A 17,273-nucleotide genomic window follows, 5' to 3' on the forward strand; every position below is an offset into this window, starting at 1 on the left:
GAAAGGTAGGAAGCTGTATGACTAATGAACACAATATTCTGATCAAAGGCGCACGCGTCAACAATCTTAAAAATATAGATGTAGAAATCCCCCGTGACAAGTTGGTGGTTATTACCGGACTGTCGGGAAGTGGCAAGTCATCACTGGCTTTTGATACATTATATGCGGAAGGACAACGCCGCTACGTGGAAAGCCTTTCATCCTATGCCCGTCAGTTTTTGGGACGTATGAGCAAACCGGAAGCCGACTATATCAAAGGAATTCCTCCCGCTATTGCCATCGAGCAAAAGGTAAGCACGCGGAATCCACGTTCAACAGTAGGAACATCTACCGAAGTGTATGATTATCTACGCCTATTGTATGCCCGCATCGGAAAAACAATCTCTCCCGTTTCCGGAAAAGAAGTAAAAAAACATCAGGTAAATGACATTGTACGCTGGGTACTTTCATACCCGGAAGATACACGCTTTGCCGTATTTGCCCCTATTGTGCTGCCGGAAGGGCGCAGCATGAAAGCACAACTGGAAATCCTGCAAAAGGAAGGATATACCCGCTTGTCGATAAACGACGAAGTATATCGTATACAAGAGGTACTTGAGAATAAAACACTCCTCTCCTCCCCTGTCATAGAACTGTTGGTTGACCGCCTGACTGTTTCAACAGATAAAACCTTGAAAAGCCGTCTGGCCGACTCGGCAGAAACAGCCTTCTATGAAGGACACGATACATGTTTTATACGTGTTTATGCCGAAGAAGGTACGATTACAAAAGAATTCTCAAAGCGCTTTGAAGAAGATGGGATTGTATTTGAAGAGCCTTCGGATATGATGTTCAGCTTCAATAATCCGGTAGGAGCCTGCCCGGTTTGCGAAGGTTTCGGTAAGATATTAGGAATTGACGAAAACCTGGTGATCCCGGATAAAAGCCTCTCCGTTTATGAAGGTGCCGTAGTGTGCTGGAAAGGCGAAGTAATGAGTGAATGGCAACGTGATTTTATTAACAACAGCGCGAAGTATGATTTCCCGATTCACCGGGCGTATTATGACCTGACGGAAAAGGAAAAAGACCTGCTGTGGAGCGGTGCGGAAGGACTTCATGGGATTAATGACTTTTTCCAGTTCGTACAAGAAAATCTATACAAAATACAATACCGCGTGATGCAAGCCCGCTATCGCGGAAAAACCACCTGCTCATCTTGCAAAGGAAGCCGTCTGAAGCCTCAGGCATTGTATGTACAGGTGGGAGGAAAAAATATCGCCTGGTTGGTATCGCTGCCAATCACGGAATTAAAAATGTTTTTTGATAATCTGGAATTAGACGAAGCAGATGCTGCCATCGCTAAACGTTTGCTGACGGAAATTAAAAACCGTTTGCAGTTCCTACTCGACGTAGGGCTGGGATACCTTACTTTAGACCGCTTATCAGCTTCCCTCTCTGGAGGAGAAAGCCAACGAATTAATCTGGCTACCTCACTGGGAAGTAGTCTGGTAGGCTCGCTTTATATCCTCGACGAGCCCAGTATCGGCCTGCATTCACGGGATACGGACCTGCTTATTAAGGTACTCCGCCAATTAGAAGCATTGGGGAATACGGTAGTAGTAGTAGAGCATGACGAAGAAATCATCCGGGCAGCTGACTATATCATCGATATCGGTCCGAAAGCCGGACGCTTGGGTGGCGAAGTGGTATACCAAGGGGATGTTGATAACTTACAGACCAATACAGACAGCTATACCGTACGATACCTCACCGGAGAAGACCAGATAGAAGTCCCTTCGATCCGCCGGAAATGGAACAATTACATAGAAGTATTCGGTGCTCGAAAGAACAACCTGAAAGGGATTGATGTTAAATTCCCGCTGAATGTGATGACAGTTGTAACAGGCGTAAGCGGTTCAGGGAAAAGTACCTTGGTGAGGGATATCTTCTACGAATGTGTAAAGCTAAGACTAGACAATTCAGCCCGTTCCAATGTAGACTGTAAAGAGACAAAAGGCGATTTCCACCTGATAAAAGGAATCGAATTTGTCGATCAGAACTCTATCGGTAAGAGTACCCGCTCCAATCCCGTTACCTACATCGGCGCTTATGACGAGATCCGAAAACTATTTGGCGAGCAGCCTTTGGCTAAGCAACTAGGTTACACAGCGGCTTATTTCTCCTTTAATAAAGAAGGCGGACGTTGCGAAGAATGTAAAGGAGAAGGGAAGATTACAGTAGAAATGCAGTTTATGGCTGATATTTCCCTGGAATGTGATGTATGCCATGGAAAGCGCTTCAAATCCGATGTACTGGATGTAGAATACAAAGGCTCGAATATTTACGACGTACTGGAAATGACAGTAAACCAAGCCATCGAGTTCTTTGGCGAATCGAAAGATTCGCAGGCAAAAAAGATAGTCAAACGCCTGAAACCATTACAGGACGTAGGATTAGGATACATCAAATTGGGACAAACCTCCTCCACCCTTTCCGGAGGCGAAAACCAACGTGTAAAACTGGCATCCTATCTAGGACAGGAAACACAACATGCTACATTATTCGTTTTCGACGAACCAACCACCGGTCTTCACTTTCACGATATCAAAACCTTGTTGAAAGCATTTAACGCCTTAATAGACAAAGGGCATTCTGTTGTCATCATTGAACATAATATGGACGTTATTAAATGTGCAGATTATGTGATCGACTTAGGCCCTGAAGGAGGCAATGCAGGAGGTAATCTGGTCTGCGCCGGTACTCCTGAAGACATTGCCGCCTGCTCCACATCCTATACCGGGCAATTTCTGAAAGACAAACTCTAAAAGTCGTTTTTCTGTTATTTAATGTTAATTTATCGTTTTTCGATAAAAATGTTTGGTAGATTAAAAAATTCTATTTTCATTTGCATATCGAAAAACGATAAATAACACATGAATAACAACTAATATTTATTGAACAATGAAAAAACGATTAAACATTATTTCCATGTTGGTACTCCTAACCTTCGGGATGTTAATAGGACAAAATATGTATAAAGGGATCAACTCTTTTATTGAAGGTTTTACCCAGGGGACTAAGCAAGTTCCAGGGGAATCGATAAAAATGGACGGTTATCTGGCTTTCGACGTAAAACCGGTAAAATATACGGTTTATCCGGATACATTGTATAATAAAAAAAGTGATACTAAGGTATCATATAGAAGTTCTTCTGTTGAAGTAAAGATGGAAAGTTCTAAAAAAATGGAAAAGTATACTATATGGTCGATATTTCCCAGTTTGTTTATTTTTGCTTTGGGTATAATTATGATTATAAGATTTGTCAGACTCATTAATACAATAAACAATTCAATCATTTTTGATAGAATCAATATAAAACGTTTGCGTTTTATAGGAATAGGATTCATTATTTTCTTTCTGGTCAATGCTATCATGGAATATTTTTATGTACAATCGCTTAAGGAAATCATAGAATTTGATAATTATAAAATAAGTGGTATTAATATAATTCATACACTTAGTTTAGTATTGGGTTTAGTATCTCTCCTGGTAGCGGAAATATTCGCCATTGGTTTAAAATTAAAAGAAGAACAAGAGTTAACAATCTAATATTTATTAAACAATGGAAAAGAGAAGAATCAATATCATTTTTTTCGCACTACTTGCTTTATTACTTTTCGTTTTAGGTAATGGTATGCATATTGCAATCTCTAACGCTATCAAAGGCGGGACAGAAGTATATAGTAATGAAGAAGAGAGACACTCTAATTTTGTTGAATGTTTAATACAGCCATCAGGAACAGATCAATATCCGGATAAAACGATACGTTTGTCAGATAATCAGACCATAAGGTATAAAACTCAATCTGTCGAAGCAGAAATTGAAATTCCATTATGGGTTTCAGCAAGCAAAGGCATATTAGTTTTACTTATCTTTGTCTTGCTCATTTTCAGCATCGCATATTTTGTAAAATTCATCCGCAACATTAAAAATGGAGCTATTTTTATCAAACCAAATATCAAGTATATGAGGTTTATAGCAATAACCCTTTTAACTAATTTTCTTTATTTCAATTTCTATGACTATATTGAATATTTAATAGCAAAAAAACAATTCTATCTGGAAGGTTATCAATTATCTACTCCCGATTTTCGTCTTGGTCCCCTTTGGGTATCTCTGATATTCTTCTTATTTGCCGAAATATTTGCTTATGGCATCAGATTAAAAGAAGAACAAGAACTAACAATCTAATAATATTGAATGATGAAAAAGAGATTAAATATATATTGTGTATGGTTGATTACTGCTTGTATTATTGCATTACTAAGTAACCACTGGGATACAGCTATGTGGTGTTATAACTTAGGAAAAGGCACTGTAAGCATTAATTTTGACTCGCCATGGGAATTATCCAAAATTGCATTATGGGCATTAGACCTGAATATCATACTATTTGCCGGCATATTATTCGTAATTATTATACGTAATATCAATAACTCTGTTGTTTTTGAGTGGATGAATATCCGTTTCTTTCGCTTTACTGCTTTTGCACTTTTTATCCATTTTATTCTTTCATCGGCAACGAATATGGTAGAGATTTGGGGGATACAAGGTGGAATTGGCGACCCAATAGATTATTACGCGTTAGTTATAACACTCTTTGTACTTGTAATTGCTGAAGTGTTTGCAATAGGGCTACGTTTAAAAGAAGAACAAGAACTAACAATCTAAAACAACTTAGCGATGGGAATTATAGTAAACTTAGATGTGATGATGGCGAAAAGAAAGATATCGCTGGGTGAGTTGGCAGAACGCATAGATATTACTCCCGCTAATCTATCCATATTGAAAACAGGAAAAGCAAAAGCAATACGATTTTCTACGCTCGAAGCCATCTGTGAAGAGTTGGATTGTCAACCTGCCGATATCCTGGAATATAAAAAAGACGAGTAAAATTTTTTCTATTCTGTGATTATTTAAACAGAAAAACAACTAATATATTACAAACATTATTCAAGTACATATTATGCTTGAAGAGCCATAGTTATGCTCAAAAAAAGAAAATAAATACATTAATAAATTAAAAATTAAAATCATGAAAAAGTCAGTATTAAACATCGTAGTAGTAGCATTCGTAGCTTTATTTTCAGTGTCTGTATCAAGTGTAAACGCACAGTCTCTTCCCGAATTTCTTTACAATACGTATGAAGAAAACGGAGTAGTAACATCAAAAGAAATTTGCAAACTGAATTCTTTTGATAATACACACAAACGCCACATTCTGTATGAATACACTTATACGGATAATGGCATGCTGAAAAGCCGGAAAGCTTCCTATTGGAATGAGAAAAGAAATGCGTGGGAACATTCAGCTATTATACTCTATAGCTATAACGAACTGTTGAATGATGTAACCTTGGAATATGCCGAATGGAATGATTCAAAAAATGATTTCGATAGTCCGATAGAGAGAGCTGTTTACCAATTATCTAATGAGCAACTAATATCTTCATATACGCTATATGAAAAAGATAATTCAGAAATAAACTGGAGCATTAAAGAACATTTTTCATTGGATACTCATTTTATAGCTTATAATATGCAATAGACACACTTTTACTTTGCATTATTTGATTGAGTATTACTCCCCCTCCGGCTTGCCGGAGGGGGTTTTATTTTTATCGTTTAATAGCCTTTATTATACAGGTTTCTTTGTCGGTTGTCAAACGGAACAGGTAGAAGCCTTTGGGTAGTGACTCTGTATGAATAAAGCCTTGCGGGCGTTCTATCCGTTTGTGTAACTTGCCGTCAATCGAGATTATTTCCAGTGTTTTTACCTGCTCAGCATTTATCAGGTTTACATAAGTACTGAAAGATGTAGGAGCAATTGAAACCTTGTTTTGCAGGATATTTTCAACGTCAACAATAACACTTCCGCTTACTTCTGTCTGCGTGCTTTCTACGTTACCATACATCGCCGATACGGCATAGGAATAACTACCGTTTCCTCCCGGTGTTTGGTCTACGTAATGTGTATTTGTTACAAGTGAGCGGTTGATCTTTTGATTGTCTCTGTAAACATGATATCCAGTCAGATTAGGGAAAGCATATGGGGTTGCACTACGGAGTGATACCCCTTCCGTCTGTACCTGCTCAAGCTGTTTCATCAAAGGTTTTAAGGCCGATTTAGTCAATACCAGATCACTTGCAGAAGCGCTCCTTGCCGAATTACCCTCTTCGGAAGTAACAATAGCTGCTACCAGGAAATTATAGTTGAAATCATCCTCGCCTTCGCCATCGTATAAGGCTTCCCAATTTACGCCATCTTCAGATATCAGGTTTCCTCTTTCATTCGCAGCAGGCCCTCCGTCACAATACGCCGGATAGTCTGATTCACTAAATTCAGATGCATATATAGCAACAATCAGATCGCTATTATTGCTGATCGTAAATGGAGTAGTCAACTCTATTGTATTGAACTTATTGTACGTCAAATTACTTACATTTTGTGTGTATTTACGCTTGCCCTGCGTAATCAGTATAGAATATGTAACATTTTTGGCCGGGAAGAAGCGTACCGCTTTCAGCAGCTTATTATTAAAAGGAGCTATCTCTTCATGGCTCCAGCTTTGTCCGAAATAGAACGGGCTTCCGTCAAGAGTTACTATATAAACCGGAATTTCTGTTCCCCAGTAAATCGTTTGCTGGTAAATAGGGGCATCCCAGTTGAGAAGCACTCCCTGAGAAGCTTCATAGCGGGCTGTAGGATTAGAGGGGCCGAGATATTTCATTACATAAACAGACTTACTGGTAGGCATAGACTCCGTATTATTGGCATATACGGCTGAAACACCATAGTTTGTAGTTCCGCTCTTAGGCGAGTTGTCTACATAAGACAGACCGGAAATATTCGCTTCAAAAATCCCGCTTTTATATACATTATAGCTGAGAGGCTGTTGAGTAGCCGGAGCATCCCAGCTTAGCAATACTTGTCCGTCAACATAATTGCCCTGCAGATTGGTTGGCTTTTCTATCACCACAGGTTCAACCTGATAGGTTCCTTGCAGAGTTTCTACACCCGAACCGAGCGGATCCAGCCAGATATCCATTCGCCCGATACTATCCCTGCTATATTGATTCCAATGATAATATAGCTTTCCATAGAGGTTCAGACCATTTGAATCTTCACAGCTTGAATTACCACCACTCAAGGTACCTACAATCAGCTTATCCTGGTTAAAAAGAGGTGAGCCGGAAGAGCCACCCTCTGTTACTCCATGCCCGTTTACTGTTTCTGTAAAGAAAACATTCCAATGGGCGCCTCTGGCGCCTTTATTTCCATCTTCATCTTCCCAGCCAATGGTTGTAGACTGGCTTGTAAAGGTAGATATCTTCTTATAATCACCCTGAGGATGATGAATTCCTACTCCCGATTTAGCTCCTGTATTTGTTCTGTTCCAGCCGTTATAATAGGCATAATAATTTTCCGGTATATGTTGGTTCAGTAATAATAGCAAGCCATCGGAACCGCCATTCAGCGGAGTGGCAGCTATCCTTTTGCAACCCGTCATTGTTTGGGTTGAAAGATGTCCCGAAAGATTATCACATCCTTTTTTTTCATAATGAAAATAGAATACCCACTGATTATAATCCGATTCGGAAGCTACTGCTTGTGTACCTTCCGAACAATGGTTGGCCGAGAGGATATAAGGCTTAAAATCCTGCGCTGTATTATTAACCAGTGAAGCCGAGCATATAAACGACTCCTTTCCTATCCGTTGGAGCATTTTACAAACACCTGTTTTTTGTGTCTGCCACTCTTCCCCTTCTTCGCAGTTTATGTTTACTTCACAAGTACCGGAAGAACTCCTCAGCGAAGGGGTATTACTTACTGTCAGGTGGTTATATCCATAGCCTACTGCTTCTATTTCGATCAAAGGTTGCTCTCCGCTTACAGCAGCTACATATTCCAGGATAATATCATCTCCGGCAACAAATTCTGTTGCAAATTTCTCGGTTTTCGGGTTGGTTTTATTTGTATAAGCTCCCAAAACCTGTGTTTTATCCGCATTATAAATAAATAGTTTTCCTCCTTCCGGAATATGGAAAGCCCTGTAATAAAGCATCAGGGCAATGGCTCCGTCTGCTTCTATATTCAGTTGCCATATCCTTTCTCCACCCGGCAATGTTTGCCAGGCACCATCATTGCTTATACTCAGGTTTGTTTCTATTAGTCTGGCTACTTTCAGAGGCTGTCCCTGGCTTAGCTGCCAGGCATCCACCAGTTTCATATCTTCTACATTAAATGTGATGGGAAGCTGTATGGAAGGGATTGTACTTCTCAGTGAACTTTCATAGTTAAAACTGGGTGGTAATCCTCCTTCACTGATTTGGGCATATAATTTACCGAAAGACAAACATATGACTCCAAACAAAATAATAAGACGGTATTTTTTATTCATATCATTTAAATATATCCATATATAAAAATAGCATAAGAGGAAGAAAACATATATCCTCTCTCTTATGCCTATTCCGAACGAAAGTATATAATTTTTCGGTTCAAACAACTTATTTCCCTGTTTTTTTGGAACTTGTTCAGAATTTCCATCGCAAAAGCGTATACATATCTGTCTTCTTGTTTCCCTCTATTTCTTCCAACTCTGATCCGATTATTTCTCTGTCTGAGTAACAGGTATGCCCTACTTTGGCAGACAGGGATAAGCGATTTGTTATGTTCCATCGAAAAGTAGCCGCCAAACGATAGCCACTCCCATAGAACGAAGGCATGGAAAAGGCATATAATATGTTCTTTTCGTATGAACTAAGGCGGCTTGCATAGTCTTCAGTACAAAACACAGCAGCGTGCAAATCAAGCTGAAAAGGGATCGTCTTTGGCTTCCACCCCAGGCTTTGAGCCAGCATAATGCCTTTACTTCCGGAACGTTCCTTTTCCTTATATAGCACGCCTTCCAGCGAGGTTTTCAAATAAACAGCTACTACTTCAGACTGTACCTGCATGCGCAATCTGTGCTGATTATAAGGCAGTACGGAAACAGTATTTTTATCAGGAACTGATATGTTTTTCTCTTTTTGCCTGTATTTGTATCGTATATAAAAAGAAACCTTTTCTATTTCTGAATAGTCCAGCCGGAGCATATACTCACTTCCTGATGAGGGCGCATCTACCCCGTATTTCAACCAAGGGAAGCGGAAATGGTCTGCAGAGGCTGATACCTTCCAATGTGCAAAAGGGCTCAATTCAAGCCCTATATACAGGCCTTGTTCATTCTGGGGTGTTGTATTTTGTGAGAAGGCATTTCCGTAGAAAGCCTGATAAGCCGGGTCGTAATAACGGTATAACAGCAATAGTGATATATAGGATACCGGTGTTAACTGCAAGGCATTCAGGGTAGAAATAGCTTTGTTTTGAGAGATAGCCGTTTCACCATAAAATTTCAGGTATCGGTTTTTCAACAGGTAATCCACACTTGCGTTCACATTCTTATTTCCTCTGAAATAGAAGTAATTATAAGGTTTTGGATCCGGATTTATCGTATAATTGCCAAAGGAATAAGAAAGCACCGTAAAGCCCAGACAAACATTGGGTGTAGCATATCGGATATTCCCGCCAAATGTACGTAGCGGTAAGATTTTTCTTTTCTCCCTCTCTCTTGGCAAACGATGTAACCCGTTCGTAATAATAGAAGTAACTATATTACTATCAGCTATTGAAGCATCCGTTTTCTTATAGGAATAAAAGAAGCTGATATCCATTTTTTTGCCGGCAGATACAGTAGCGGCAGCTCCACGGAAAAAGTCGTTTTCGTTGGTTGAAAAGTGCCTCCGGAAGCCGTTGAACCTTCTCTCTGCCTGTGTAACAAAGGTACCTTTTCCGGGAGTAAACTCCTGGCTGACAACCAATCCCTGCCCGAAAGACATCTTGTAATCACCAATCGCCAAGGTTTTCAACCATTTCAAATCTTTCAATAAAAAATGGATTGAGTAATAATCATAGCCTTTATGATGCCGGTTCCAAAAGGGCTCTCCTGCATCTTTTTCGGCAACAAAACCGGCTTGCAGACGATCATCAAACGTATAGGAATATCGCAAGGAATGATAGAACGGCTCACCAAGGTATTGGCGGTTCGGATATTTTTCAAGCAGACTATCAGGCTGTGTACGATAGCCTTTCTTTTGTTGAAAACAATTATCATACCTCAACTGTAGCTCATTTGAACCATATTTCAACAGGTTATGAACCGTAAATGGACGCTTTTCAACTTTTAATTCACCAATATATGTGAAAGAAAGTAATAAGTCTATCGTTTGAAAATCAAGCTGTTCTATATTTTTTAGTTCATAGATACTAACAAGTTTTCCATATCGCTCGCGATAGTTTATGATCTGTTCAATCTGCAGATCGGATAAGAAAGGTAATCGTCTAAGTTGCTCTGCTGTAATTAAATTCAAATCCAAAGGATGATCCGCCAGATAGGATAACTCATTGTATAGCGTCTCTATTTCTTCTGCATTTTCAGCCTCCAAAGCTAATTCATCAACATATTCCATCCACTTATCAACAGAAAATACATATTGTGCTTTGAGTTGATAACAACTTATCAACAGAAGTATAAACAAGTTTATGAACAATTTTTTCATCTGTAAGGCTTTTAAAAAGAAAACATAAGGCCTACCCCTGAACTAATCCCTAACACCGGATGATAAACCGCCGCTACATCTATCCTGAACAAGGAAAAACCATACCCTATACCAAACGAAGGGAGTAAAGGGTTCCCTCTTATTCCAGCCCGCAGGCTAAATTGATCAAATGGTATATATTCTACCCCTGCTTCAGCTGTTACAGCCTTTTCATCATTGCTCTCCAAGGTAGCAGATATAAACAGTTTGTTGATAACTTCCCATCTAAATCCAATTTGCAATAAATAGGCTGTAAAATCCTTTATTTCAAATGATTTATCTCCTATAAAAACTGCCGGACGATCCATTATCAACATACCTATCAACAAGTTTTCAAAAGGAGAGTAACTTATCCCCACATCTGTAGATAAACGTCCCAGCCTGTCTTCCATCAACTCAGTCTGCAACATAGCATATTGAATGCTTATACCCAATGAAAAACGGCTACTCAACTGTTTTCCAAGCGATAAGCGAAACATACTCTCTCGATACGCATCATAGCCGAAAGACAATACATCCAAACCAAAGGACAGTATATCATTCGGGAAATGAAATCCTCCATTAATAGTAGCTAACTCCTTCAGTCCGTATCGATTGAAGTAATTAAGATGAATGTTACTTTCGCCGGGAATGGCTATCAGGGCAGGATTAAACAAAGGAGATCCGGTTACACCGTTTCCACCCATACCCATACTACGTATATCCAGCATACGCAAATTATTCGCGGCGTATAACGTACAGGTACTCAGAAAAAAACACACAAAATACAGCTGTATTTTTACCAGCTTCTTCATAGAAAGGTTTTTTGGGTTATTGCTAAAAATCAGTCGCAAAGGTACTAATTAAGTATACACCTGCCAAATCCTTTATTTATGAGGAAGTTGCTGGGTCACAGTTGTGACCCACGTGGTTCACGGCTGTCGACCAGCTGGTTCACAGTTGTCGACCAGTTGAGTCACAGCTGTGAACCAGCTGGTCTATATATGTAACCCAGTAAAAATATTGAAAACAAAATACCTGATAGTCGCTATCGCATTGTATCAAGACCTGTAAATCTTATAAATAGTGTGAAAAGCGAACAATTAATCAGTAAATCAGTTATTTTTGTATGTTATGAGTGATCTGAAAGGGTATATTATTGGTATTGTATTCCTGTTTTGTTGCTTTACGGGAAAAGCCCAGCAAATAAAGATGAATGCAATACCTGCAGATGTACAAAGAGCCGTTGTTGATGAGGGAGATACAATAGCTATTGTACATTTGAGGAACATATATGTATATCCCGAAGTAAAATTCAAAAGCAAAAAAGAACAGGAAAAATATACCAAACTGGTACGGGATGTAAAACGCACCCTACCCTACGCCAAGATGGTGTATTACACCTTAATAGAAACATACGAATATATGGAAACACTTCCGGACGATAAATCCAGACAGAAACACTTGGAAAAAATGGAGAAGGAACTGTTCAAACAATACAAACCGGAACTGAAAAAACTGACTTTTTCGCAAGGAAAGTTACTTATCAAACTGATAGACAGGGAATGTAACCAATCCAGCTACAACCTCCTGAAGGCTTACCTGGGGAGTTTCAGAGCCGGATTCTGGAACCTTTTCGCCGGTATGTTCGGCGCCAGCCTGAAGTCGGAATATGATCCGAAAGGGAACGATAAAATGACCGAAAGAATTGTTGTATTGGTAGAAAACGGCTTAATCTGACAACTGCTTAAACAGATCCCAGATTACAATTCCGGCCGAAACAGAAATATTCAGCGAATGTTTGGTTCCGTACTGAGGTATTTCAATACATAAATCGCAGTTATCAACAACTGTTTGCTGAACGCCTTTTACTTCGTTTCCAAAAATAATAGCATACTTCTTTTCTTTGTCTAACAGCAACTTATCAAGCATAATACTTCCTTTCGCCTGTTCAACGGCACAAATAGTATATCCCTCTTTTTTCAACTTATCAACCGCTTCAAGCGTATCAGAAAAATAAAGCCAATCTACCGTATCCTCAGCTCCCAGAGCCGTCTTATGTATCTCAGGATGAGGCGGGCTGGCTGTTATCCCACACAAATAAACGGCCTCTACACGAAAAGCGTCAGACGTACGAAATACCGAACCTACATTATTAAGGCTTCGTACATGATCCAATACCACAATAAGTGGTATTTTTTCACTCTGTTTGAACCCCTCAGGAGTAAGACGATTTAACTCTGTTATCTTAAGTTTGCGCATATTTTAGTATATTTGATACAAAAGTAAGCTTTTCATGTTTATAGTATGTTCAAAGCTCGTTCAAAAGAATTGAATAAGTCGTGAAATCAAATAAAGGAAAAAACTTGTATAATTGAAATTCTTGCTTATACCTTACATGAAACGTAGTAAACAAAAAAAGTTTGAAGGAGTTTGTTACCCAATATCAACATTAGATATGCACAGAAAAGAGCCTTTTAACAGCCATATTTTTTAGGCTCCCGTTCTTATCAATACTATGTTGATAACAATAGAAAAGAACTGATAAACAAGTAGAAAAGTAAGTGATTAATTGTTGATAACCCAATGTAAGGAACTAACAACTTAAAAAGCAAGGATTGTCTCTGAAAAGTATGAACGGTTTCAACACTACATCATCATCATCTTAGATTTTTTAAATTAAAAGTTAAAAGAAATAATAATAATAAATGGTGGATAACTAAATTTCGGGAGGTTCCGTTTCATAAAGAAGAATGTTATAACTTTGCATATTATGAATAAAGACATGAAACAAGCAATCGATACATTGAGAAAAGAGAAGAATGCTATCATCCTGGCCCATTACTACCAAACGGGCGATATACAGGATATAGCGGATTTTGTAGGTGATAGCCTGGCATTGGCCCAATGGGCGGCCAAGACAACTGCAGATATCATTGTACTTTGCGGGGTTCACTTTATGGGTGAAACAGCCAAAATCTTATGTCCCGATAAAAAGGTACTTGTTCCGGATCTGAATGCAGGTTGCTCCTTGGCGGACAGCTGTCCGGCCGATCAATTTGCCGAGTTTGTCAGTCAGCATCCCGATCATACGGTTATTTCGTATGTGAATACAACAGCAGCTGTAAAGGCTGTAACAGATGTTGTAGTAACCTCTACCAATGCCAAACAGATTGTTGATAGTTTTCCGAAGGATACCAAGATCATATTCGGGCCCGATAGAAACCTGGGTAACTATATAAATAGTATCACAGGACGCAATATGTTGCTTTGGGACGGTGCCTGCCATGTACATGAGCAGTTCTCATTGGAAAAGATTTTGAAACTGAAAGAAGAATATCCGGAAGCTGAAGTAATCACTCATCCCGAATGTAAACAACCCATTATAAATATTTCAGATTTTGTAGGTTCTACAGCTGCTTTAATAAGGCATACGACTCAATCAGAGAAGCAACAGTTCATTGTTGCTACCGAAAGTGGAGTGATCCATGAAATGAAGAAAAAAAGCCCTCAGAAAGAGTTTATTCCGGCTCCTCCGAATGATAGTACTTGCGCTTGTAACGAATGCAACTTCATGCGCTTAAATACCATGGAGAAGCTATATAACTGCCTGAAGAATGAAACTCCTGAAATACTGGTAGATAAAGATATCCAACAAAAAGCTGTTCTTCCTATTAAACGGATGTTAGAATTATCAGAAAAATTGGGTTTATAATTCTTTTATCGTACAACAGCTATTTTAGTAACGACACTTTCTTTCGCTTCCGGGGTAGATGCTAATACCAGATATACGCCGGGAGCTATTTTTTTGTTGTTTACATTTCTGCAGTTCCAACTGATTTGACCTCCGACTGATTTGGTTTGATAGATGATATTTCCTTTGGTGTCTGTTATTTTTACATTGGAATTTTCCATCAATCCGGTAATGATTACTTTGTCGTCAAAATCGGGACGTACAGGGTTAGGATAAGCATATATATCGGAATAACTTTCACTGCCTGCTGTTGCATCTCCCCAATAGGAAATCAGCCCGGCATCGGTTCCAAAGAATACTTCGCCGGATTTATTATGAATGGCTATACTTTCAATAGAGTTGGATAATAAAGGAGAGTTATCGGTTGTAAAATGTTCTATAATGCTGCTACCATCTTCATTTACAAGGTATACACCTGAGTTTTCCGTTCCTATCCACTTACGGTTTCCTCCGTCTACAGCAATGGCTTTTATACGTTCATCTCTCAGAAAGTAACTTAAGTTTCCGTTTTCGTCTGTCTGAACAATCCTTTCAAAATTAGTATTTTCCTTGTTTATAAGCACATTGGAAGGATTGGATACAATAACCGGTCCCCTATTGGTTCCTATCCAGATATTGTCGTTTTTATCTTCTGTTATGCAAATATATTCACTGGCTCCCACACTACCGTTACTGTCATTTAATGAACTGAAATAATGATAAGTATCATCGGATGTATCATCAATAGTGCCGTTTTCGTTAAATACAAATATGCCGGCTTTTTTTCCTCTTACCAAGTTAAGCCATTTGTCACCATTATTTCTAATCAGTATTTTGTCGGCCAGGTTAGGAGTACCTATATCGGAAAAGCTTATTTTGCTCCAACTGCCGTCTGCTTTCATTACTTTTATAACGTCTGCTATATCACTGTTTGTCATCCATAAATTGCCTGCATTATCAAAGCAAAGACCCTCTATACGAACGTAAGAATCACTATTATTTACCCCTTCCAATATACTGTTATGCCTATCATATTTTGTAGCAAATTCGTAGTTTTTAAATTCGTATACTCCTTTACCCCATGATGATACATAGAAATGGCTATCATCCTTCGGATCAATGGCAATAGAGGTTGCATCTGTAAATCCGCTGATATCTTCAATATTATTCCACTTATTATCTTCCGTATTATAGATCATAACTGTTCCTGTCCGGTAGAATCTATCATCCCATCTACCTCCTCCTACAACGTATAATTGGTTATTATGCATTGTAAGATTAAAGGTATAATTCCGTTTTGGTCCATCATTTTTTATTTCGTTTTCTATAATCTCGTACTTATTGGCAGCTGTTCGTTTGATACCTGTAATACCTGAAGTACCGGTAGCCAGCCAGAAAATATTTTCATTCTTAGTAGATGATACATCGCTGATACCACTGAAGCTTCCTTTTTCACTCTCTGTAAGTGACGAAAACAGGTATAAAGTACTGTTTGAAAAAGCAACTAATTTTTCATTCTCTACTTTCATATTTGTAAGAGAAGTACTACTTAATATGCTTCGTAAATCATTTCCTGACTGGTAATAAATACCTTTTCCTTTGAGAAGAAAACATAATGTATTTTTAAAAATGCAAAGCTGTTGTACTTTATCATTTTCTGTTCCTACAGTGTAAGGATGCCAGTTTCCCGGATCAATTAGATTATCACTCAATGAACCCTTTAATACACCATTAGAAGTAACAGCATAAATATCATTTCCAAGTATGGAAACAGATGTAACAGAGGTTCCTAAGCGATATGTTTCTTTTATTTCTTTTCTGGAAAGATTGATTACTACAATACCAAAAGCAGTTGAGAGATAAGCTGTTTCGTTATAATTATAAATATTTTTTATTTCTTTATCCTGTATGCTTGTATTGTTTTTCAGGTATGGGAGATTAATCAGTTGCTCTCCTAACAGATCTATATTACCATTTTTATAGGCTACAATTAATACTTTTTGATTCTTATTGAAACTTATACTTGTGATATTATTATCGCTTAAAGCAGGATTTGTTTCTTTGGAGTAATATTTAATGCTTCGGTCATCTTCATTATAACTATATAAAGAACCGTTAGCAACACCGAAAACATAGTTATTTCCTTCTGCAACACCTGTTGTATTGTAGTAAGAAAGATATGATTTCCAACTACCTACGCTTTGAGAAAAACTGCTTTGAATAATGCTTGATAAGCAAACGATTATAATAAATAGTTGTTTCATTCTATAATCAGGATATAGTGGATAAAAATGTTGCTAATTTTTGAACGGCTAATGCTCTGTGACTGATTTTATTCTTTATATTAGTACCTAATTCGGCAAAGGTTTCCTTATAGCCGTCCGGGATAAAGATAGGATCATATCCAAAGCCCTCTCCTCCCCTTTTTTCCGTAATAATAGTACCGTTTATGATACCTTCAAATGTATATTCTTTATTGTCTGATATGAGGGCTACAACCGTGCGGAAGCGGGCTTTTCTGTTTTCTATTCCTTCGAGTGTATCTAAGAGTTTGTTCATGTTGGCTTCGGCATCATGTGTATCTCCTGCATAGCGGGCAGAATAGACGCCCGGTGCATTGTTCAGGGCTTCTACTTCCAGTCCGGTATCGTCGGCAAAACAGTCATAGCCATACTTCTCTTTTATATATCTGGCTTTAAGTAAGGCATTTCCCTCTAATGTATCGGCTGTTTCCGGTATATCATCCTGACAATTAATCTCTGATAAAGAAAGGACTTTTACTTTATCAGAGATTATATCTTTTACTTCTTCCAGTTTATGTTTGTTGTTAGTAGCGAATACTAATGTCTTCATTCTGTTGTTTTTTTATTATATCAGAAC

Annotated in this window: 14 protein-coding genes; 8 read left to right on the plus strand and 6 right to left on the minus strand. The window is 38.4% G+C overall.

Annotated features, from left to right (window positions below):
- Positions 1-17: 17 nt before the first annotated feature.
- The 6 genes from uvrA (at position 18) to M2470_RS14435 (ending at position 5,588) form a co-directional block, all read left to right on the plus strand.
- Entirely contained in the window at positions 18-2,804 is a 2,787-nt protein-coding gene (gene uvrA / locus M2470_RS14410; protein WP_280745707.1) for an excinuclease ABC subunit UvrA, read from the plus strand.
- 136 nt (positions 2,805-2,940) lie between these two features.
- On the plus strand, positions 2,941-3,588 hold the full coding sequence (locus M2470_RS14415; RefSeq protein WP_280745708.1) for a DUF2975 domain-containing protein: 648 nt from the start codon (positions 2,941-2,943) through the stop codon (positions 3,586-3,588).
- A gap of 13 nt (positions 3,589-3,601) precedes the next feature.
- Complete coding sequence (locus tag M2470_RS14420; RefSeq protein ID WP_280745709.1) at positions 3,602-4,231, plus strand: DUF2975 domain-containing protein; 630 nt, start codon at positions 3,602-3,604, stop codon at positions 4,229-4,231.
- A gap of 12 nt (positions 4,232-4,243) precedes the next feature.
- Positions 4,244-4,711, plus strand: a complete 468-nt coding sequence (locus tag M2470_RS14425; RefSeq protein ID WP_280746483.1) for a DUF2975 domain-containing protein — start codon at positions 4,244-4,246, stop codon at positions 4,709-4,711.
- 12 nt (positions 4,712-4,723) lie between these two features.
- A complete protein-coding gene (locus M2470_RS14430) occupies positions 4,724-4,933 on the plus strand; it encodes a helix-turn-helix transcriptional regulator (protein WP_280745711.1) in 210 nt (69 codons plus the stop codon).
- 142 nt (positions 4,934-5,075) lie between these two features.
- Positions 5,076-5,588: a DUF3836 domain-containing protein gene (locus tag M2470_RS14435; protein WP_280745712.1), complete on the plus strand. Its 513-nt coding sequence runs from the start codon at positions 5,076-5,078 to the stop codon at positions 5,586-5,588.
- Between the two features lie 70 nt (positions 5,589-5,658).
- Here M2470_RS14435 and M2470_RS14440 read toward each other — a convergent pair whose 3' ends face one another.
- From M2470_RS14440 to M2470_RS14450, 3 genes are all read right to left on the minus strand, one after another.
- Positions 5,659-8,442 (minus strand): T9SS type A sorting domain-containing protein, encoded by a 2,784-nt coding sequence (locus tag M2470_RS14440; RefSeq protein WP_280745713.1) that lies wholly within the window; start codon positions 8,440-8,442, stop codon positions 5,659-5,661.
- Between the two features lie 136 nt (positions 8,443-8,578).
- Positions 8,579-10,642, minus strand: a complete 2,064-nt coding sequence (locus tag M2470_RS14445; protein ID WP_280745714.1) for a helix-hairpin-helix domain-containing protein — start codon at positions 10,640-10,642, stop codon at positions 8,579-8,581.
- An 11-nt stretch (positions 10,643-10,653) separates the two neighbouring features.
- Positions 10,654-11,475: a hypothetical protein gene (locus tag M2470_RS14450; RefSeq protein WP_280745715.1), complete on the minus strand. Its 822-nt coding sequence runs from the start codon at positions 11,473-11,475 to the stop codon at positions 10,654-10,656.
- A 397-nt stretch (positions 11,476-11,872) separates the two neighbouring features.
- Here M2470_RS14450 and M2470_RS14455 point away from each other — a divergent pair, with 397 nt between their 5' ends.
- Positions 11,873-12,400 (plus strand): DUF4294 domain-containing protein, encoded by a 528-nt coding sequence (locus M2470_RS14455; protein ID WP_280745767.1) that lies wholly within the window; start codon positions 11,873-11,875, stop codon positions 12,398-12,400.
- Here M2470_RS14455 and M2470_RS14460 read toward each other — a convergent pair.
- A complete protein-coding gene (locus M2470_RS14460) occupies positions 12,392-12,922 on the minus strand; it encodes an RNA methyltransferase (protein ID WP_280745716.1) in 531 nt (176 codons plus the stop codon). The genes M2470_RS14455 and M2470_RS14460 overlap by 9 nt on opposite strands.
- A gap of 511 nt (positions 12,923-13,433) precedes the next feature.
- On the opposite strand from M2470_RS14460, the gene nadA reads away from it, so the two are divergent.
- Positions 13,434-14,375, plus strand: a complete 942-nt coding sequence (gene nadA, locus M2470_RS14465; protein ID WP_280745717.1) for a quinolinate synthase NadA — start codon at positions 13,434-13,436, stop codon at positions 14,373-14,375.
- A 5-nt stretch (positions 14,376-14,380) separates the two neighbouring features.
- Here the strand turns inward: nadA and M2470_RS14470 are convergent, their stop codons facing one another.
- Together M2470_RS14470 and M2470_RS14475 are read right to left on the minus strand one after the other, a co-directional pair.
- Complete coding sequence (locus tag M2470_RS14470) at positions 14,381-16,657, minus strand: two-component regulator propeller domain-containing protein (protein ID WP_280745718.1); 2,277 nt, start codon at positions 16,655-16,657, stop codon at positions 14,381-14,383.
- A 7-nt stretch (positions 16,658-16,664) separates the two neighbouring features.
- Positions 16,665-17,246, minus strand: coding sequence for a non-canonical purine NTP diphosphatase (locus tag M2470_RS14475; RefSeq protein ID WP_280745719.1), 582 nt, complete (start codon positions 17,244-17,246; stop codon positions 16,665-16,667).
- Positions 17,247-17,273 lie beyond the last annotated feature (27 nt).

This window comes from Parabacteroides sp. PH5-46, from assembly GCF_029892785.1.
Classification (GTDB): domain Bacteria; phylum Bacteroidota; class Bacteroidia; order Bacteroidales; family Tannerellaceae; genus DFXE01.